Annotated in this window: 18 protein-coding genes; 8 read left to right on the top strand and 10 right to left on the bottom strand. The window is 46.3% G+C overall.

All coding sequences use genetic code 11. The features are described from left to right. Positions 1-10 precede the first annotated feature (10 nt). The 3 genes from JGK36_RS22540 (at position 11) to JGK36_RS22530 (ending at position 2,821) form a co-directional block, all read left to right on the top strand. Complete coding sequence (locus JGK36_RS22540) at positions 11-1,120, top strand: hypothetical protein (RefSeq protein WP_293198137.1); 1,110 nt, start codon at positions 11-13, stop codon at positions 1,118-1,120. A gap of 183 nt (positions 1,121-1,303) precedes the next feature. Continuing rightward, on the top strand, positions 1,304-1,576 hold the full coding sequence (locus JGK36_RS22535) for a hypothetical protein (protein ID WP_293198139.1): 273 nt from the start codon (positions 1,304-1,306) through the stop codon (positions 1,574-1,576). Positions 1,577-1,648: 72 nt separating this feature from the next. Next, the gene (locus JGK36_RS22530) at positions 1,649-2,821 is read left to right on the top strand and encodes a TRC40/GET3/ArsA family transport-energizing ATPase (RefSeq protein ID WP_293186475.1); all 1,173 of its coding nucleotides are present in this window, start codon (positions 1,649-1,651) and stop codon (positions 2,819-2,821) included. Positions 2,822-2,864: 43 nt separating this feature from the next. Here JGK36_RS22530 and JGK36_RS22525 read toward each other — a convergent pair whose 3' ends face one another. The 6 genes from JGK36_RS22525 to JGK36_RS22500 all read right to left on the bottom strand — a co-directional run bounded on the left by JGK36_RS22525 (position 2,865) and on the right by JGK36_RS22500 (position 6,637). Then, positions 2,865-3,209 carry a GNAT family N-acetyltransferase gene (locus JGK36_RS22525; RefSeq protein WP_293186477.1) on the bottom strand — a complete coding sequence of 115 codons (345 nt, stop codon included), beginning with the start codon at positions 3,207-3,209 and terminating at the stop codon, positions 2,865-2,867. Between the two features lie 195 nt (positions 3,210-3,404). Next, positions 3,405-4,361, bottom strand: coding sequence for a hypothetical protein (locus JGK36_RS22520; RefSeq protein ID WP_293186478.1), 957 nt, complete (start codon positions 4,359-4,361; stop codon positions 3,405-3,407). 600 nt (positions 4,362-4,961) lie between these two features. Next, positions 4,962-5,393 (bottom strand): DMT family transporter, encoded by a 432-nt coding sequence (locus JGK36_RS22515; RefSeq protein ID WP_293186480.1) that lies wholly within the window; start codon positions 5,391-5,393, stop codon positions 4,962-4,964. A 182-nt stretch (positions 5,394-5,575) separates the two neighbouring features. Next, positions 5,576-6,016: a transglutaminase family protein gene (locus tag JGK36_RS22510; protein ID WP_293186482.1), complete on the bottom strand. Its 441-nt coding sequence runs from the start codon at positions 6,014-6,016 to the stop codon at positions 5,576-5,578. A gap of 41 nt (positions 6,017-6,057) precedes the next feature. After that, positions 6,058-6,306 (bottom strand): hypothetical protein, encoded by a 249-nt coding sequence (locus JGK36_RS22505; RefSeq protein ID WP_293190369.1) that lies wholly within the window; start codon positions 6,304-6,306, stop codon positions 6,058-6,060. Positions 6,307-6,340: 34 nt separating this feature from the next. Then, positions 6,341-6,637: a BrnT family toxin gene (locus tag JGK36_RS22500; RefSeq protein WP_293198142.1), complete on the bottom strand. Its 297-nt coding sequence runs from the start codon at positions 6,635-6,637 to the stop codon at positions 6,341-6,343. 226 nt (positions 6,638-6,863) lie between these two features. Between JGK36_RS22500 and JGK36_RS22495 the strand changes: the two genes are divergently transcribed. Beyond that, on the top strand, positions 6,864-7,610 hold the full coding sequence (locus JGK36_RS22495; protein WP_293186488.1) for a calcium-binding protein: 747 nt from the start codon (positions 6,864-6,866) through the stop codon (positions 7,608-7,610). Positions 7,611-7,910: 300 nt separating this feature from the next. On the opposite strand, the gene JGK36_RS22490 is transcribed toward JGK36_RS22495, so the two are convergent. The 3 genes from JGK36_RS22490 to JGK36_RS22480 form a co-directional block, all read right to left on the bottom strand. Continuing rightward, positions 7,911-10,220 carry a DNA phosphorothioation-associated putative methyltransferase gene (locus JGK36_RS22490; protein ID WP_293186490.1) on the bottom strand — a complete coding sequence of 770 codons (2,310 nt, stop codon included), beginning with the start codon at positions 10,218-10,220 and terminating at the stop codon, positions 7,911-7,913. A 232-nt stretch (positions 10,221-10,452) separates the two neighbouring features. Then, positions 10,453-13,893, bottom strand: a complete 3,441-nt coding sequence (locus tag JGK36_RS22485) for a response regulator (RefSeq protein WP_293198145.1) — start codon at positions 13,891-13,893, stop codon at positions 10,453-10,455. A gap of 119 nt (positions 13,894-14,012) precedes the next feature. Then, positions 14,013-14,444: a response regulator gene (locus tag JGK36_RS22480; protein WP_293186494.1), complete on the bottom strand. Its 432-nt coding sequence runs from the start codon at positions 14,442-14,444 to the stop codon at positions 14,013-14,015. 588 nt (positions 14,445-15,032) lie between these two features. Here JGK36_RS22480 and purC point away from each other — a divergent pair. Continuing rightward, positions 15,033-15,761: a phosphoribosylaminoimidazolesuccinocarboxamide synthase gene (gene purC, locus JGK36_RS22475; protein ID WP_293186504.1), complete on the top strand. Its 729-nt coding sequence runs from the start codon at positions 15,033-15,035 to the stop codon at positions 15,759-15,761. A gap of 580 nt (positions 15,762-16,341) precedes the next feature. Next, positions 16,342-18,807 (top strand): BamA/TamA family outer membrane protein, encoded by a 2,466-nt coding sequence (locus tag JGK36_RS22470; RefSeq protein ID WP_293198148.1) that lies wholly within the window; start codon positions 16,342-16,344, stop codon positions 18,805-18,807. Positions 18,808-18,839: 32 nt separating this feature from the next. Here JGK36_RS22470 and JGK36_RS22465 read toward each other — a convergent pair whose 3' ends face one another. Next, positions 18,840-19,040 carry a hypothetical protein gene (locus JGK36_RS22465; RefSeq protein ID WP_293198150.1) on the bottom strand — a complete coding sequence of 67 codons (201 nt, stop codon included), beginning with the start codon at positions 19,038-19,040 and terminating at the stop codon, positions 18,840-18,842. Here JGK36_RS22465 and lpxC point away from each other — a divergent pair. Both lpxC and fabZ read left to right on the top strand, forming a co-directional pair. Further along, positions 19,039-19,896 (top strand): UDP-3-O-acyl-N-acetylglucosamine deacetylase, encoded by an 858-nt coding sequence (gene lpxC / locus JGK36_RS22460; protein ID WP_293198153.1) that lies wholly within the window; start codon positions 19,039-19,041, stop codon positions 19,894-19,896. The genes JGK36_RS22465 and lpxC overlap by 2 nt on opposite strands. A gap of 253 nt (positions 19,897-20,149) precedes the next feature. Next, positions 20,150-20,671, top strand: a complete 522-nt coding sequence (gene fabZ / locus JGK36_RS22455; protein ID WP_293186502.1) for a 3-hydroxyacyl-ACP dehydratase FabZ — start codon at positions 20,150-20,152, stop codon at positions 20,669-20,671. Positions 20,672-20,857 lie beyond the last annotated feature (186 nt).

Here is a 20,857-nt window from a genome sequence, read left to right as displayed (position 1 = left end):
AAATATCTTTATGCTGATTTCCCCAAAATACGAAAGACAAATAGACTGGTCATTCTCATACATAAATCAACCCATTAATTCCCAGTGGGCGACGATAGTCAGCGCCGATCGCAAAAAAGTCACTTTACTCGATCGCAACTTTTCCCCAAAATACGAATACCAGCTTCCAGACGAAATTAGCTGCTTAGCCATTAGCGCCAAAGGCGACTTGCTAGCGGCAATTATGGCAAATGGCAATCATCTAGCAATTGTGACAGCAGAAAACGAGCTAGTTTTTGAAGAACAGCTACCTAATCCTTCTAGGGATAATGGATTTGAGGACTGCTGGTTTGATGCAGACGGGTTGCGTTTTTGGTGCATGAAATTAATTGAAGGCGAGGCAGTCGAGATTCAAATTCGCGATACCAATTCGTGGCAAATTCAACGACAACTTTTGCTCAAAGACCCTTTTGGGGGCAGTTCCTTCTCGTTTCACCCACACCCAGAAAATCAAATTTTAGCCCTTTGGGCTGCCGCAGGTCAACACGGACAGCAAGTCTACTGGCTTTATGATGACGGTATCAAAATTCATGCTGTGGAGGTTGCGTGTCTGGCTGACACAACTCCTCCAGAATTTCACCCCGGAGCTAGCGAATTTTTGGTACTTGATAATACTGGGAGTAAACTCAGTCGGTTCAGTTTTCCTGACTGCAATCTACTGGGAATATGCGAATGCCCTTGTCCTGATTCGGATGATTGGTTTAGATACTCTATGTGCTACCTATCAGACGATCGCGTTCTAATAGACACAGATCGAAGCAGAATGTACATAATCGATATAGACAAAATGGAAACATCAGATGAACTGATTTTAATCGGTCACGAGCCGCGTCTTTCTCAAGAAGTTTACCCTGATATAAATGATATTGAAGAAGGGCTTTTCGGCGACCTGGACTGCTTCTATCATTTTGATTCAGATAGCATTCTGTCCGTTCATTCACAAGTGTTGAGGCAAGAACCTCGCTCTAAACAAAAGACATTAGTTATCTTCGGCGGAAAAGAGATTTTTGGTTCGCTGGCGAAGGTACAACCATCCGCACCCTACAGTAAATTATTGATTCAATCTTTAGGAATCTCTTAAGAATTCTCAATTTTCAATAACAGGCTTTCCGGCCTTTTACACAAAGAAAGAATCAGCAACATTATCTGTAGGGTGCGTCGCGCACGAAAAATCCCTAAACTTAACCGACAATCTGATAGCGACGCACCGAACACATCGGGTGGGAACACAACCATCTATTTAAATATGCTCAATAAATTTTGTGTGGCACGACTCCCACAAATGGGACAAGGTGCGTCGCCATTAGATTTTCGATCTTTTCTTAGGGATTTTTCCCACGCGACGCACCCTACTAATACTTTGGTATTTGTTTTGAAAAATGGTATCGCAAACAATACCAATACAGCATTTGATGTTAAGCGCGATCGCCCTTCACAAGATTTATCATCGCCCCCCATCATATTTCAAGCCTTTAAGGGACACCCCAGCCACCCCAGCCGACGCCCCACCAGCACCCCACAGACTGATATTTTGTAGCCTCAGTCTCATAAAGTTACATTCCGTTACAATAAAAAAGTAAACAGAACTTGCAGGCGAGCTTAAGAATCAATGCGCTTAATCTTAATGACCGGAAAAGGCGGCGTCGGGAAAACCTCCGTAGCCGCTGCTACAGGGCTGCGATGCGCCGAATTGGGATACAAAACCCTAGTGCTGAGCACAGATCCCGCCCACTCCTTGGCCGACAGCTTCGACATGGAGCTCGGACACGACGCCCGACTCGTAAAACCCAATTTGTGGGGAGCAGAATTGGATGCCCTCAGAGAATTAGAAGGCAACTGGGGAGCAGTAAAACGCTACATTAGTGAAGTTTTGAGAGCCCAGGGACTTGATGGCGTACAAGCTGAAGAACTAGCCATTTTGCCGGGAATGGACGAAATATTCGGTTTGGTGCGGATGAAACGGCATTACGACGAGGGAATATATGATGTTTTAATTATCGATTCTGCTCCCACCGGCACAGCATTGCGGCTCTTGAGTTTGCCAGAAGTTGGCGGCTGGTACATGAGAAAATTTTACAAGCCATTGCAAGGCATATCAGCCGCCCTCAGACCTTTAGTTGAACCGATTTTTAGACCAATTGCGGGCTTTTCTTTGCCGAACAAAGAGGTGATGGATGCACCTTATGAATTTTATGAGCAAATCGAAGCTCTGGAAAAGATTTTAACTGACAATACTGTAACTTCGGTCAGGTTAATTACTAATCCCGAAAAAATGGTAATTAAAGAGTCTTTGCGCGCCCACGCTTATTTGAGTTTGTACAATGTTGCCACAGATTTAATCGTAGCAAATCGGATTATTCCCGAAGAAGTAACCGATCCCTTTTTCAAGCGCTGGAAAGAAAACCAGCAGCAGTACAAGCAGGAAATTCACGAGAACTTCCGGCCGCTACCAGTGAAAGAAGTGCCGCTTTATTCCGAAGAAATGTGCGGTTTGCCAGCCTTGGAACGCTTGAAAGAAACGCTTTACAAAGACGAAGATCCCAGCAAAGTTTATTACACAGAAAATACGATTAGGATTGTGCAGGACAACAATCAATATGTTCTAGAACTGTATTTGCCGGGAATTGCTAAGGATCAGATTCAGTTGAGCAAAACTGGTGATGAGTTGAATGTTCGGATTGGGAATCACCGCCGCAATATGGTATTGCCGCAAGCTTTAGCTGCACTGCAACCTTCCGGGGCGAAGATGGAGGATGATTATTTGAAGATTAAGTTTGCTTAATTTAACAGGACTTACGCAGGCACAATATAAATAGTTTGCCTGCCTAAGCTCTGTTGAATAGTTCTCTACCGATTCCTTGCCCAGCAAATTCTCTGCGGACGAACAACAACGACAGATGATTCCCTCTCCGAAATGCAATAAAACCAACAACTATCCCATTCCATGTAGCGACTAGCTTTTTCTCGCTACTAAAGATTCTTGCTCTTAATTCTTCTAGGTCAGAAATCTTTTTCCATTCGGCAACGCTTTCTGGTGTTCCATCTGTGAGCTCCCATAGATCCGCAGAAGCCCACATACAAGGACTAATTTCTTGTTCGTCCCCAAGCTGCGGAGGTCGATAGGCAATTGAATTCATCATTGTGGTGCGATCGTTGAAATGGTGTACCATGATGAAAGCGAAGTACCCAACCGCTGGTTGTTCGCGACCAAAGAGAGTTTCTGCGTGTATTAGTGTTAGTCTGCCGATCGCAACAGACGAGTAAAACCCTCTTGGTCAAAGTGTCTATCAGTGGTCAAGGCTTCCAGAATACCTCGATCGCGCATCAACACAAAAATTATACCCTTATACAGAGAATAAGTTCGATCATTTCGCTAGACCTTCCTGTTTGATTTCGTATCCCAATAGTCTAGAGAAGTAATCGAAAGTTTCTTGATGTCTGTCATACATATGTATGACCGAAGCCAATTTCCCATCTACAGTGAATACTCCATCAGGACAAACTTTAAAGCGATTCAAGGATTCGCCAGCAATTGTTAGTACAGGGCCTACGGCATTTTCATGAACTTCAAACGGAATATTATTAAACCCATCAGTATAGAAAAGATGATTAAAGACTGATTGCTCGATACCAATAAAGGGAGTTTTCAAAATTTCTGCACATAGAACTTCAAGGAAAGCATCGACTCCCTTGGAGCTTCCCATAATTGTGCCAATGCAAATAGCTGGTTTGCCTACCACCTTTTGCAAAGCCTTGGAACCGTAGCTATCGCCATACCACTTTGTATCCCAGTAATCGTCACCTCCATATTGGACATCCTGCTTAAAAAAGTGTAATTCTGAGGAATCTACCTCATCAAAAAAGGGTGACTGAAAAGCTACATCTTTTACATCTGACATAAAGACTTTCTTATACTGTGGATTCGTTTTTAGGAAGTCTCTGTAACTGAACCACCGGACAAAATGAGGATGATGCCATAGCTTCAATAGTTGAACGTACATTTCGTAAAATATAACTCTTAATGACGGTATATTTTGAGTTGATAGTGCTAGCCATTTTGTTGGGTAGAGTATACTTCTATTTAGAAGCTTCGAGAACTTATTTACACTAAAGGAATAGGTATTTGGAGTGTATGAAAATGTTACCGAATACTCTTTGGCTATTTGACAAAGCTGATTGTTAACATTATTCGTGCAGATTACTAAGTCGCATACTTGAGGAGCATAAACGCTACGAAGAGTTTTTGCAAATACCTCTAGTCTCTCTGGATTTAGATTAGTTGCAAATCCAAGGACAACATTCTCAATTTGGTAATCAGACATAGTTATAATCCTTCCTCAAAACAGATAAAACCTAACTATAGCAGCCCTAAATCAGTCGAAAAATTGATGGATGCCAGAACCTTTGGAGTGTAAGCGTTTTACTAGCGTATAATGCCAGCAAATCATTTAGGATTGGTATATCTAATATTACAGGCCGTTTAGGCTGATTGTCAAGTTTCTGGCTAAACACCCTATATGGGTTCAAAAGCCGAAAGTTTATGCCTAAAATCCCTATTTTATCTGATTAGACCGAAAGTTTCTGCCCAATCACCCAAATCGTGGTGTTATGTGGAAAATTTCGGGCATTATTATTTAGACCTGCACGCGATCGAGTGCGGGTCAAGCATTAGTCGTAGGGAGTGATTAGTCCGCTCGATCGCTAGCAAGCAACATCAAGTCAGCGCCGATCGCAATCTATTAGGTGATGGATTAATCGTCACACCCACGCTGAGGATCGCAAATTAAATAATTTACACAAGTTTGTGGGATGGGCGGGAGAGCCCGTTCTTTCTGGACGGGCTCTTCTGGCCCATCCCACAAGAATCATCAAATTATAAGTTATTTAATTCTCATTCCTTAGTGCGTCTAAATTAGGCATTCTCACTGTTTTTGAATCAGGATTACTCCAATCAGCAATAATGCAGTTCCTAAGATGCGAGACACGCTGAGAGAAATCTGGGTAACACCAAATGCGCCAGTAGAATCCAAGACAAGTGCCGCAATCATCTGTCCGGCAATCACCAATGAAAAAACCACCGCCACACCTAATTTCGGGATTGCGATCAATGATGCAACAAGATAGTATGCTGCAAAAACCCCACCGAACCAGGCCCATTGTGGAAGAGAATTGAATGCGGGAATGGAGCCCCGATTAGTCGCTCCGCTGGCCCACACTAAAGCGAGTGAAAGCAGAGTTACGAATACTGAGATCATTGTAGTGAGAACCGGAGAGCCGGTTGACGATCGCAAACGCGCATTCCAAGCCATGTGGTGGTAGTGTGTCAGCATCATTTTGCGATCGTCTGCGTTCATAAGACAGTGACTTTTGTAATGAGATGCCGTGTTGTGTTATATCACCACAAGCCATAACTCTTCGTGAACTCCAACGAAATGTCTGGGAGATTGCGAGGCATATCATCCCATGTATTCTGTCCTTGTAATGCTTCTATAACGACTTGAAGTGGCTTTGAGAATATGGCTGGAAAATCCGCCTCTTATGGAAACTGAATCTTAAACGCTAACTGTTCCTGAGGTGGAGTGAATTGAGCGTTGACTCCTTCTTTATTACCTCTGGCATCAACCCGATACCAGCCAACTTCAGGTAAATGGATAGCATTGAAACCGTGCAAGCAGTAAGGCGCACCTCGATCGTCAATACTCAACCGCTGGTAACAAAGACCGGCCGGAATGTCATTTGCTCTTAGTAACGCTGCTAACAAGTGACTTTTCGCATAACAATAACCTGTTTTGTGCTGAAGAACATCGGAAGCTCGACAGGTAACAGGACTCATTTGATAGTCATAACTGTGACGAATTTCATCTCGAACCCACTCAAAACACGCTTTGGCGATCGCCGTTGGTGTCTCATGTCCCGATGCGATTTGTTTAGCACATTCCATAATTTTGGGATGTTGCCAATCAATAAATTCACTCACTCACTTTTAAGTATTCTTCCATTTCCATGACTATTACTCTATTAACAGGACTCAGCACGAATGACTTCCTTTAATGCCTCATCAATCACTGCATCACTGACACCTCGACGCTTCAAACTTGCGACTAGGGCTGTCACTGTCTCGCTCTCAAATCGTTCTAAATCAACGCGCAAACCTTGACCAATATAAGCACGAATTAATGGCTGATAACCCGAAAAACCCAACAATGGTGCAACTTTCTTCAGGTCTTCCACAACATCTTCGGGCATACGGATAGTCACGCTAGTCATTGGACGGTTTCGGTCTAATCGTTGCTTTAATGCTTCAACCTTCATACTCTGCTCTCTCCTGACGAGTTGCTTTACGTGCTGAAATAATCCGAATGACATTCTCTTCACGCTCAATGTGAACCACATACAATAGATTCCACCGACTATCTAGCCCAATCACAGCATCACGCGCTTCGTCATTGCGGCTGGCATCAACGACAACTAGAAATGGGTCAAAGAAGGATTCAGCAGCTTGTTGAAAAGTAATCCCATCATGATTTAGGGGATTAATCCGCGCTTTTCCGTCATCCCATACAAAGGTAATGCCATTGAGCACGAAGTATACATTCATACTCCTTAGTATAGGTAAAATGTATTTACAATGTCAATACGTTATCATAGTACGGTCTGGTGCAGTGATTTCTTAGACCATATTTACTTTGCGGAGTTCTACGTTGCCTCCTTCAAAGACTTGAACCACGATCGGCATTGGCGATTCCTGGGATCGTACAGATGTCTTGGTTCGTCCACCGAATCGGTTAGGATGTATCCGTTCAACCTTAAACAATTGAGAAATAATGGCTCGGATCAACATTTCTGCTGACCCCAATGCACAGGGTACGGATAGTGATGATGTTATCACTGACACTGATAATGGTCGTCGCACCTTTGGCCTCGGTGGCAATGACTTCATCAATGGCTTTGGTGGCAATGATGAGCTGTTCGGGAATCTTGGCCGTGACACGCTACGGGGCGGGGCAGGTTCCGATACGATCTATGGTGGCCAAGATGGAGATGAGCTCTCCGGGGGATTGGATAACGACTTGATTTTCGGCAATCTTGGCACAGACGATCTGACTGGCGATCGAGGTGACGATCGAATGTTTGGCGGACGAGACAACGATCGGATCTCTGGAGGTGATGGAGACGATTTCTTGTCTGGTGATGGGGGGTTTGACATTTTGACAGGTGGCCCCGGACGAGACACCTTTGTGGTTCAAAATGAGCTAGCTACCAACTCTTTCGATCACTTATTTGACTTCGTTCTCGGTGAAGACAAGATTGCTCTTGGCGGTGGTTTATCGTTCAACGACCTACAAATCTCAACTATACCAAGAGAGGTTGCTAATAATCGGGCAAATAATGATTTACTTGACAGACAGTTTGCTCCGTGGTCAGGAGCAATCGCTATTAACAATGATCGCGATCTACTGATTACACTCAGATCAACGGGGCGGACGATCGCTCGTGTGAATAATCTACAAACAGGACAATCTCAAATTACACCAGCCAGCCTGACAGCAGAAAATTTCATCAGTATTTAGGACTTGGTTGCTCATCTACTTAGGAACTTATCCGCTGGGATAAACAACCCGGTTTCGTCAATATCTCTTGATTTGATGTAGGGTTTTGATCGGAAACCGGGTTGTTTGCGGCATATTCTTGAATCTCTGCACCGATGTCATATCAATTCCGGTTGCACCGATGTCATATCAATTCCGGTTACACCGGAATGATAAGAGGAGACGGCTTGGCCTTAGTCCCTACCGTGATTAATTGTAGGGACTAAGGCCAAGCCGTCTCCTCATTTCGACTAAAATCATACTCCGTTTCCATGACTATTCCTATTCCTCTCCCTCTTCTTTTCCATCCTCTGTGCTCTCTGTGTCCTCTGCGGTTCCTTCACTCTTTCCCGCATTAACCTCAATCTTTTGCTGATGACGTTCCGACGCAGTTGTTTGCAGCATTTTCAATTTTTCTGGGTCGGAATCCGATCGCCAAAACAAGCGATGACCCTTGATTTTGACGCAACTTTCCTCCAAACTGTTCAGCAATTCCCGCTCCTTAAATCCACCGGACTTATCAAAAATTCCCAACTTTTCCTCTTGGCGACTGAGCTTCGCAAACTTCTGATAATGCGGATAACTAGATGATACAAAAGCTTCTTTTCTAACTAAAATTGGCGGATTAGACAAATTAGAATAGTCTTGATAGCCGACAGAAAGACCGCGCAAATTGATGTGCATGGAAGTGTGAAGAACTGGATGTGGATCGGTATCAAAATCGGGATAAAATAAATAGGAAATTTTCGGTTTATTAGCATAAAATTTGATGATTGTCGCGCCGTCAAGTCTGCCGATTGTCCGGTTGGCACAGCCTTCGTAGAGTCGCAATAAAGGGTCTAGTTCTTCTAATGCAGAGACGTGAACCGAAAGGGAACCGTGTTGTTTGTAGCCGATCGCACTATCCTCGCAACAGTCCGCCACAATATCCGGTTTGCTCAGGCTATATAGCATTAAATCTGCCAAAGTGCAAGCCCTGTGATAACTGTCAAACAAACCCTTGATGTCATTGCGGATTTGAGCCGGAAGCCGCCGCATCGGAGGGCGATCGCCTAAACCGTTGAGAGCGAGATATACTAGCAAATCCTGGCGGCGCTTGTCGGCGATAGTCTCCCAATCATCCGCATCCGTTGCTTGCAAAATCACCCGCCAAGCGCGGTTAAAACTGTGAAATTCTTCCTTGATTGGCGCTTCTTCGGCTAATTCGCCCTTCACCGGGAGGCGGCCGCGATCGCTCACAAACGCCATCAAAGGAGCCAGCATTTCCTCGTAATCCTCAAAGCGCTTGACTTGCGATCGCACTCTGGGAGTCGATAAGCGCGATCGAAACCGAGAAGCCCGAAAACCCTCACCCTCCGCCGCATCCCGAAACACAAAATAGATCCCCAAAGCCACAGGAATCGCATCAACATTCAAAACTTGATCGATATAAACCTTCAACTCTTCCTGCTCGTAATACTTCTGAAAAGTATTGCGAGAAGTGATCACCCCATCCCCGTAAGCAATTTGACCTCTATCGCCATCATCAATCAAAACCTGAGCCGCCACCACCAATAAATTCTTAGTTAATTCCCAAGCATTTAGCAAAGATTCTCGGCGTTCCGCCAAAGATTCAATCACATTAATTACATAACCAATATTCACAATATCCGCACCAATTTGCGGAGTATCCGGCTGATAGTATGGGTCCCAACCCGCAGCAACATAACCCTCTTGGGCAATATATTTAACATCGCCACCGTAGCCACAGCCGTAATCAAAAAAAGTCATTCCATCAACAAACAAATCAGATTCCAAAACTAGACGCACAGGTTTAGAAATAGAGTTGCGTACCATCGCAGCTTTGTGCCGCTCAATCTTGGGAATTGATAACTCGCTATTCTCCTGTTTCAAACGCTCGACAACAGCATGATCGTGGATTTCAACACCGCAATATCCCAAATATTTAAGCCAACCATCGCGAGTGCCGATCGCGCTTGTATTGTCCAGCAGTCCCCATCCTTCCTCGCAGCGAGTCAGTCGAGCAAACTTCTCGTAATTGGGATAATCCGGTGTCACAAAAGTTTCTTTGCGGTGCAAAACCGGGGGATTTTCACTGTTGCTGTAATCGAAATATTTAATTTCCGCTGTTTCCAGATTAATTTGGATGCTGGTTTGTAAAGCAGGGTGAGCGTCTGTATCGAAATCGGGGTAAAAAAGATAAGATATTTTAGGTTGATTGAGGGAAAACTTAACTAAAGTTGCTTCATCAATATTTTCGAGATGGCGTCTGGCACAATTTTCGTAAATTACCAAGACAGGATTGAGTGCTGACAATGCCGAAACGTGAACGTAAAAAGCCGTTGGTAATTTTTTGCCTATTTTGCTTTCCCGACAGCACCGAGCTATTTTGGCCACCAGACTATCAACAGAAAATTCATTGATTTCTTCGGGCGCACATGGCACAGCATTTACATAACTTTCCCCAGCAAGAGGATTGTTTTCATGTAATAAAACTTCCCGAGCAAAAGCCATCAAAGGCGTTAGAATTTCTCCATTATTTTCTAATGGTTCGCTATGTGAAACAGGGTTTGTATCGGTATCGTAAGTCATAGGTTAACTCATCGATTTTTTCTTAAAGACTGGGCGGTTGAAACCGCGTCTATACAGACAAAACCCGGATGGTGCGCGGGTTGAAGATAATTAGACCGTGCGGTTAAAATTACCTTGTTTTCTTGAGTCAGCCGAGGTGTTCGGCGAGCGAAGTCGAGTCGCGGACATCGTTTGTTTGGCGTGCGATTTTAATCGCCGACTATAATTGCCGACGTATCTAACAACTTAAATATTAACCAAACATTCGAGTTTCCACAAACTCTTGAACTCTGGCTAAATGACTGGACAAACTCGCTAATATGCTTTCAACCCTCTCAATAGTTGACAATCCCGAAGCTGGCGGTTGAGATTGAAAGCCTCGCGCCTGATGCTCCAATTGTGCTGCTAAATCCGACATCTGAGCAACTCCCACATTTGCAGAAGTTCCCTTGAGACGGTGAGCTTGATATTCCACAGTTGACCAATCTTTAGCTTCTGCGGCTATTTTGGCAGCAGCCACATCAGCTTGTGCGTTTCCCACAAATGCTTGCAAGAGTCGCTCGGGCAATTTGACATTAACCTGTCCGAGTTGCTGCAATCTGCTTTGGTCGAACAGTCCGTCGCAGTCTGCGTGTTCCCAAGCTTGCAGTTCGTGAAGCGAAGCTATCCCGCAGGGAATCGCCCTTGGTGCCGGCACAGCCACAGGCATTGCTGCTTCCAAAACTTCTGGATAATTTGTTTCTAATTGAGGATTTTGTACCAAATTAATACCTTTAACTCCATACTTATTTTTAAACTCAACATTTTGGGATTCATATTTTTTCAGCGCCACGGCCAAAGTATCTAAATCTACAGGTTTGCTGAGATAATCATCCATCCCCGCCGCCAGACACTTTTCTCGTTCTCCCGGCATAGCGTGAGCCGTTAAAGCAATCACAAAAGTATGCCGATCGCCCTTTTCTCGCTCCCTTAACTTTTTTGTCGTTTCATAACCGTCAAGTATTGGCATTTGACAGTCCATCAACACCAAATTATAGCTTTTTTGTGCCAGCAAGTCTAGCGCTTCTTGACCGTTGGAGGCGCAGTCAGCATGATAGCCTAAAGCTGTCAACTGTTCGACAATAACTTGTTGATTGATCGGGTGGTTTTCCGCCAGCAATATTCTCAGAGATGAGGGTGAATTGGAAGTAACATATCGAGAATTAACTCCTAGCAATTTGCAAGTATTAGCAGCCTCCAAGCTGTCAAACTCTCCCGTTCCCTTAACCGATGCCAGCAAAGCTTCAAGCAAGCGGGAAGGCCGCACCGGCTCGATTAAATAGCCGCTAAAACCATGACAGCAAAGTGCTTCAGCTTTTCGCTGTTCCCGCAAAGCAGTCATGGCGATTAACGAGGCAAATGTCGAGGTCGATCGCACTTTCCGGGCAAATTCCTCAGCATCCAAATCCGGCATTTGCAAGTCCACCAGCACCGCATCGCAGCTTTTTTCGCCTTCCTCTGAATGCCCAGAAATGCTACTATTGGCATTTTTCAACCAAGTCAAAGCAGCAGCAGCGCTTTCTGCTTCGTAGCAGCGGGCGCCCCACCTTTGAGCGAGCGATCGCACCGCCGCCCTCTTCAAAGCGCTTCCCGAGACTACTAACAGCTTCTTAAGAGCAAGTTCGGCAGTCTGAGGCTCAACTTGCAACTGTTTTTCCAAAGGTACAGCAAACCAAAATGTCGAACCGTTGCCGAGAAAACTGCGAATCCCAATGGCACCTCCCATCATTTCGACTAACTGCTTGCAAATAGCCAAACCCAAACCCGTCCCGCCGTAAGCCCTAGTTGGAGAAGCGTCTACCTGAGAAAAAGATTGGAACAGTTTTGTCTGCCCTTCCGGCGAAATTCCAATGCCAGTATCGCGCACCGAAAATAGCAAATTTTCTCCTTGTCTGCCGTCTGCAAATCGGTTGCTCCGTTTCACCGTCACGTGAACTAAGACTTGGCCGCGATCGGTAAATTTGATCGCATTTACCGTCAAATTGAGCAATATTTGCTTCAACCTGCCCGAGTCGCCCACCAACTTTTTAGGCACCGCACTGTCAATTAAAAAATCCAATTCAAGACTTTTTTCCTCAGCCAAAGGTGCCACCATTTCTATCACCGATTCCAGGCAGCTATCCAAATCAAAATCTGCCTTTTCCAGCCGCATTTCTCCGGCTTCTATCTTAGAAAAATCGAGGATATCATTAATCACGCTCAGCAAATGTTCGGCACTGCGGAAAATAGTCTGAGCCGACTCCCGCTGTTTTGGTTCCAGAGGAGCGCGCAGCAGCAATTGAGCCATGCCCAAAACGCCATTCATCGGAGTGCGAATTTCGTGACTCATGTTCGCCAAAAACTGCGACTTTACCCGGCTCGCTTCTAGGGCAGTTTCCCGCGCTTCCACCAACTCATTAATCTTGTCGGCTACCATTACCATTCCCCCCACTTGGCCGTCGGGATTGTACCAAGGGTGAGCTGCCCAGCGCAGGTATATAACAGAGCCGTCTGCTCGTTCCCAAGCATCTTCGCTCACAGAAATTACCTCACCCTTTAACACTTCTTGATACATCATTTTCCAGCGATTTGGCGTATCTGGAAACAATTCGTAATGACTGAGATTTGTCAGGGACTGCCACTCAAAATTAAATTGAGTCAGCCATTGGTGAGAGTTAGCTAAATAGCGCATTTGGGTATCGAACATCGCCATTGCTACCGGCACGCAGGTAATAATTTGTTTCAGTTGCTGCCGTTCTCTTTCTAGGGCGTCTTCGGCTTGTTTGCGATCGGTAATATCGCTAATCATGCCGGCCATCCGCAGCGCTTTTCCTTGGGAATTTCGCTGGGCTTTGCCCTGGGAAGTGCAGTAGCGGTAAGCTCCTGAGGAGTGCAGCAGCCGGAATTCTACATTGTAGTCGATCGCTTGTTCTAGATGAGCTGCGATCGCCCGGACGATGCCGTCCTTGTCATCGGGGTGCAGGCGGCTGTAGAGAGCATCCATCGTGCTGCCAAATTGCTCTCGCGGCAAACCGATAATTTCCAAAAGGCGATCGTTCCAATAAACCTCATTTTTACTTAAATCCCAATCCCAAATTCCGTCATTTACACCCTCTAAAACTAACCTGTACCTTTCCTCGCTTTCCTTAAGTTGTTGACTGGCATGAAACGCCTGAGATTCGGCGCGGTAAACGCGAAGGGCATTCTCCAAACTGCGCGACAAACTCTCAGCAGACATCTTGCCTTTAGCGATATAATCAGAAGCTCCCGCCTTCATCAATTCCACAGCAATTTGTTCGTCGCCTTGCCCGGTAAGTACAATTAACGGAACTTTCAGCCCAGATTCCCGTACATTTTTTACCAAAGTCAGTCCGTCTCCGTCTGGCAAGCGGTAGTCTAGGAATACGCAGTCAAATTTGCAGTCAAATATCTGATTTAATAGCAGCGAATTTTCGGTTTCCTCAACCTCGCTTAACTTTTGAGATTTATCTGGATGCGAGAGTTTCGCCGCTGCTATACTAGAACTTTTGCTCACCAATAATTTTGCCAGAGCATCGGCGCAGTCTTCGGCTTCAGTAACTTCTACCGAAACCCGAGCAGACTTGAGCGAGCGTTTGACCGCCATGCGATCGACTTCATCGTCATCAACTATCAGAATTTTGATAAGTTTGTCCATAACAACCGAATTGTGGGATTACTACGAAAAAGAGGCGGCATACAAAAATCAATAAAAATAAATCCACCTCTGAAAAAACAACAGCAACATTGAAGATTTTCTATTAAACTTTTTCTAAATTAGGGAATTTCGCTCAGCATCCAGTATTTGTTGAGGGTAGCCATAACTTCGACAAAATTAGAAAAAGTTACTGGTTTAAGAATATAACCCGCGACATTTAAATTATAAGCTTCTACCTTATCTCTATCTTCATTAGAAGTAGTGAGGACGATCACTGGAATCGACTTCAACTTTTCATCCAGCCGCAATTCTCGCAAAAACTCGATGCCGTTCATTCTCGGCATATTCAAGTCGAGCAAAATCAATCGGCGTGCTTGAGGCATTGCAGGCTCTGTTTTGCTTTCTTGGCGCAATATATGCAGAGCTTCTAATCCGTTTGCAGCCAAGTAGAGGGGGTTAACAATGTTATTTTTTTTGAACGCTCGCCGGACGTTCATCACATCCACCTCATCATCTTCTACCAAGAGGATATGAATTTTTTTGTCTTCCATAAATCAGCCATTTTACAGATGTTTTTTAAGCGCCAGTCTGTATGGTGAGCTTCATTCAGCACCGATCGCGAACCCAGCAGGTCTAATCTCTATTGTGCTTTGTCAAGAATCATTTATGCCTGGGCCGATCGCAGTATATATCTGGAGGCTTCCACAGTTGACAGTTGACAGTTGACAGTTGACCCCCAGAGAGCGACCTCTACGCAGAAGTCCGAGGATTGAAGTAATGAATAGTCTGATTTTAATTTCTCCCTACAAGGGTTCCGGCTTTAATCCAATTCTTTCTGGTAACAATACTTCGGACAGTTTTAGATCTAGTCGAGCCTCCGAAACCCTTACTGACCATATGCTGGACTATTTTTTCAATGTTTAAGTTCAGCCCTAAGTTTCAGAAAATGCGTAAAAATGGCAGGGCTTACTCGCTCTCGGCTTACACGGCCGTTAAAAAACTGTCCGAAGTATTGTGGTAAGTAAGCTCTAAACCTATACACGATCGGGCATTCCCTATCTAAAATCTCACATCTAAAATGGTATAATTTGCGATCGAGCTACGGTAAAATCTCAAACTCATCTATATTATTAATCGCCATGTCAGCCGATCGCAAACTCTACGAAGGCAAAGCCAAAATCCTGTACTCCACCGAAGACAGCGAAATCTTGCTGACCCACTTCAAAGACGACGCCACAGCCTTTAACGCCCAAAAACGCGGCAGCATCGCCGGCAAAGGCGAAATTAACTGCGCCATATCCGCCCACCTGTTTCGGATGCTAGAAGCCAAAGGCATTCCCACCCACTTCATCGACACGCCCGCCCCCAACCAAATGCGAGTCTGCCGCGTCGGCATCTTGCCCTTAGAAGTCGTCGTCAGAAACATTGCCGCCGGTAGTCTTTGCAAACAAACGGGAATCGCCCTCGGTACAATTATCAATCCGCCGCTGGTGGAATTTTATTACAAAAACGACGATCTGGGAGACCCGCTGCTAACCCGCGGCAGATTGCAGTTAATGCAGCTAGCTACCCCCGAACAAGTAAAGCAACTGTCGATCGCCGCCCGTGAAATTAACGAAATACTCAAAGAATTTTTTACCCTGTGCGGCATCACCCTGGTAGACTTCAAACTGGAATTTGGTATCGACCAACATCAAAATCTGATCCTCGCCGACGAAATCAGTCCCGACACTTGTCGCCTCTGGGACAACGCAGAAACTGACCCCGACGCGCGCGTGATGGACAAAGACAGATTCCGCCGCGACTTGGGCTCGGTAGAAAGCGCTTACCAGCAAGTTCTCCAGCGGGTTCTAGCTCAGAAAGTATAGAGGCTTGAAATGCGCTAGAATTGCACAGTTTGTACCCCTTCTGCCTTTAATGTCAGCAATCAGCCGTGAACAGTCATCAATTAAGTAAGTAGTAGTTCCGAATTAATTACACGAAATTTCGACTGAAACTCTTGCCTAGTAAGGAGTCTTTATGTAATTATTTTTGTGTGGTTATTTAGCGGTCAGTCGATTTTAAATTTTAGATTTACTTCACAAATGAATCTGGGAGGTTGAACTCTTAGTCTAAAATTTGGGGAACACTACGACAGCCCAGCGGGGGATAGATAAACAGTTGACAGTTGACAGTTGACAGTTGACAGTTAACTAATGACTCATGACTAATGCGACCTCTTGCAAAAATCGGAAAACACCCTGAAATCATCTGCGTTTATCTGTGTTTATCTGTCTGACATCTGCGGTTGAAGGATCGCTCAAAGACTTATGGAAGAGGTCTAATGACTAATGACTAATGCCCAATGCCCAATGACTAATGACTGATGACTAATGACTAATGACTAATGACTAATGACTGATGACTAAATAATGTCGTGTGTGCGATCGCCCAAAAGAGTGAACAAAAATGCGTTTATCTGCTGTATTGGTGGCAGTTTTTACTGTCTCAGCAACCTTCGGATTATCAAATTCGGCAAGTGGTCAAACATCCTACTCTGAATCAACAGAGGAAGCTTTGGCTGCCGTTCCTTCCGCCCCGTCGATCGAATTACCCGATCGCCCCGTTCCAGAATTAACCCAAAATTCTCCTCAAAACCGCACAGCCGCTAACAGCAGCCCAGCGGCAGCCCTAAAAATAGCGGCGGCCCCTCGCAGAGGAGAAGACGATCGCGAACCCCCAAACCGAGTCACAGACCCAGTAACCCCGGTTTCGCCCGCACAGGTGCAACTCAAACCCGAGATTGCATCCAATCCCGTCGCCTCTAGCAGCCAAAATGCCCTGCCAGAGGCACAAGTGGCTAGCCCGCTCCCCCCCTCGGAGACGGGTGTTTCGCCCACCTGGGTTGCCGTAGAGCCTCGGAAACAGGACGAATCAGGGGCGATCGTCCAAGACCTCCAAGTTTCTCCTAAACCAGCCCAGGATGAATCAGGGGCGATCGTCCAAAACGCCCAAATTCCCCCCAGACCGGCCCCGGCTAGACCGGCCCCGACCAGACCGGCCCCGACCAGACCGCCGGCTAACACCCTTCCGACATTGCCCTCGGGCCCAGGAACACCGCAGCCCAGACCAGCCCCCGCACCAGCCGGGGCAGCAGAACCGCAAGTGCTAGTTGCCGAAGTTACCGTTACCGGGGCAACCGGAGACCTGGCAAGCGAGATTTACCGAGTCATCAGCACCCAACCGGGACGCACGACCAACCGCAGCCAACTGCAACAAGACATCAACGCCATTTTTGCCACCGGCTTTTTCAGAAACGTGCGTGCAGTCCCGGAAGACACCCCCTTAGGCGTGCGGGTGAGTTTTATCGTGCAGCCAAATCCGGTGCTGCGGGGAGTGACAATCACCGGTCAGCAAGTGCTGCCCCAAAGCGTAATTGACGATAGCTTCCGCGATCAGTACGGCAAAATTCTCAACCTCCGCCGCTTTGAGGAGGGAGTGAAAAAAATTAATGCCTGGTATCAAGAAAACGGCTATGTTTTGGGCCAAATTACTGATGCGCCACAAGTAGCAGACGACGGCACTGTCACCTTGGTAGTGGCAGAAGGCCAGATCGAATCCGTTGATGTCCGCTTCCTGAACAAGGAAGGAGAGGCAACGGATGCGACCGGTCAGACGATCGGAGGTAACACCCGCCGCTATGTGATCACCCGTGAAGTACAACTCAAGCCCGGAGATATCTTTAACCGCACCAAGGCGGAAAGAGATTTGAGGCGAGTGTTTGGTTTGGGGATTTTTGAAGACGTGCGGCTTGCTTTGGAACCGGGAACGACTGACCCCCGCAAGGCAAGGGTAATTGTCAACGTCATTGAGAAAAATACAGGTTCTCTGGCTGCGGGTGCGGGTTTGAGTTCCGCGACGGGTTTGTTCGGTACGGTGAGTTACCAGCAGCAAAACTTGAACGGTAGGAACCAAAAATTGGGGGCTGAAGTACAAATCGGGGAACGCCAAACCCTGTTTGACTTGAGTTTTACCGATCCCTGGATTGCGGGCGATCCTTACCGAACTTCTTTCACGGCTAATATTTTTAGAAGGCGATCGATCAGCGTGATTTTTGACGGCGGCGAGAGGGAAGTCAGATTGGCAAATGACGATCGACCCCGCATCGTCCGCACCGGTGGCGGCATCAATTTTACCCGTCCCTTGTCGCGCGATCCTTTTGCAGATTCTGAGTGGACAGCTTCACTCGGTTTGCAATACCAGCGAGTCTCAATTACCGATCGCAAAGGCCGGCGCGAATCCGAGGACGCACTCGGCAACCAGCTAAGTTTTAGCAACTCTGGTTCCGATGACTTGACAACCATTCAAGCAGGTGCTGTGCGCGATCGGCGCAACGACCCACTCCGCCCCACCAGCGGTTCCCTGCTCAGATTTGGCATGGAACAATCGATTCCTGTAGGTTCCGGCAGCATCCTGCTCAACCGCCTGCGTGCCAGCTACAGCTTTTATCTACCAGTCAAGTACACAAACTTTACCCCCGGCCCCCAAACCCTGGCATTTAGCTTCAAAGCCGGCACCGTATTCGGAGATTTGCCTCCCTACGAAGCCTTTGCCTTAGGTGGCGCCAACTCTGTGCGCGGATACAACGAAGGCGAAATCGGAGCCGGCCGCAGCTTCCTAGAAGGCAGCGTGGAGTACCGTTTCCCGATTATTTCGTTTATCGGCGGAGCGCTATTTTTGGATGCAGGCACCGATTTGGGCACGGGCAAAGATGTCCCCGGCGACCCGGCTGGTGTTCGCAGAAAGCCCGGTAGCGGTTACGGTTACGGCCTCGGCGTGCGGATTCAATCTCCTTTAGGCCCGATCCGGATCGATTACGGTATCAACGACACTGGTGATAATCAAATTCACTTTGGGATTGGCGAGCGATTCTAATTGAAGAGTCATTAGTCAGTAGTCATTAGTCATTAGTTAGGGGTAATGGGTAATTGGTAATTGGTAATTGGTAATTGGTAATTGGGGAAAAGGTAATTGGTAATTGGTAATTGGTAATCGCTAATTACTGATTCTCCCTCTCTCCCCCTCTTCCTTCTTCCCTCTTCCTTCTTCCCTCTTCCTTCTTCCCTCTTCCTTCTTCCTTCTTCCTTCTTCCTTCTTCCTTCTTCCATGACTCAAAGTACCTTAAAATCTAAATTTGAAGTGTCGGGAATTGGTTTGCACAGCGGCGAACAAACTCGCGTCCGAGTCTTGCCCGCTGCGGTTGGAGAAGGCCGCTATTTTGTCAGAATTGACTTGCCCGGTGCTCCGATAATTCCGGCAACAATTGAGGCGGTTTGTCAGACTGCACTTTCTACTGAATTGGCTGGTGCGACAGGTGATCAAATTCGCACTGTAGAGCATCTATTAGGCGCTTTGGTGGGGATGGGAACGGATAATGCTCGAATTGAGGTTGATGGGCCAGAAGTACCGCTGCTGGACGGTTCGGCTCTGGTTTGGGTAGAGGCGATCGCCCATAGTGGCCTAATTCCTCAAGAATGCCAGGAAGAGCCAAATCCCTCATTCGTCCTGACTGAGCCGATTTGGGTGCGTCACGGGGATGCTTTTGTCGCCGCCCTACCGTCGGCTCAAACTCGGTTTAGTTACGGAATTGATTTTGAGGAACAGGCGATCGGCAATCAATGGTACAGTTGGTCGCCAGAGGTAGAAAGTTTTGCCAGCGCGATCGCCCCAGCCCGCACTTTTGGACTTGCCCGCCAAGTTGAACAATTGCGACAAGCAGGTTTGATCAAAGGTGGTACCCTAGAGAACGCCCTAGTTTGCGATCGATCCGGCTGGCTCAACCCGCCCTTGAGATTTGCCAACGAACCAGTGCGGCATAAAATCTTAGACTTAGTAGGCGACCTCAGCCTGCTGGGAACTTTGCCAAAAGCTCATTACTTGGCTTACAAAGCCAGTCACAACCTCCACGTCCAACTTGCCAAAGCCCTGAACTCCCAAGCTTCAGCCGTGCTGGAGACAAGTTAGAAAAGGTTCCAGGCTATATACAGTTATAGTTTGCAGTTACAATTCACAACCAAAGACGCGATCCCTTGCGTTTATGTAGCAACGGCCAAGGCGCTTAGAACATTCTTAATTGCTGAAACCATTGCAGTGAATCTGTTCTCTTGCGGCGATAACTAAAGCCTTCCATCTTCCATCTTCCATCTTCCATCTTCCTTCTTCCTTCTTCCTTCTTCCATCTTCCTTCTTTCATACCACACTCAAAAGTCTTCAAGCAATGTCCACGCTGACTGAAGTTAACACCCTCAATACTGCTAATTCCGAATCCGTTTCCACAGAAAACGGTGAGAATTCTCCAGCGGTTAAATCTACTTTTACTCTCGAAGAAATCCAGAAAATATTGCCTCACCGCTATCCTTTTGCACTCGTAGACAGGATTGTTGATTACGTGCCGGGAGTGCGGGCTGTAGGAATTAAAAATGTGACTTTCAACGAACCACATTTTCAAGGGCATTTTCCCGGAAGACCGATTATGCCGGGTGTCTTAATTGTCGAAGCGATGGCTCAAGTTGGCGGTATGGTTCTCGGTCAGTTACCGGACATTGAGCAAGGATTGTGGATGTTTACCGGCATTGATAAAGTCAAATTCCGCCGTCAGGTTGTACCGGGCGATCGGTTGCTGATGACTGTAGAATTGCTCTGGGTAAAACGCCGCCGCTTCGGAAAAATGCAGGCGATTGCAGAAGTGGACGGGCAAAAAGTTTGTGAAGGAGAATTGACGTTTTCGATGGTAGATTAAATTGTTATTGGTTATTGGTTATTGGTTATTGGTTATTAGTTGTTGAGGAATTTTTATTTGTTCCTGATGACAACTGAAAACTGACAATTGACCAAAGAGCGAGACGCAAGCCCCTGGCTTTAGACATGGGGATAAGTCGGTAGCGGTTTCAACCGCCTTCTGTATTTAACAAAGCTTAATAAAGAA

This window comes from Microcoleus sp. PH2017_35_SFW_U_B, assembly GCF_020737865.1.
Taxonomy (GTDB): Bacteria; Cyanobacteriota; Cyanobacteriia; order Cyanobacteriales; family Microcoleaceae; genus Microcoleus.
The sequence above is the reverse complement of the archived record's forward strand: the minus strand, read 5'-3'. Positions and strand labels throughout refer to the sequence as shown.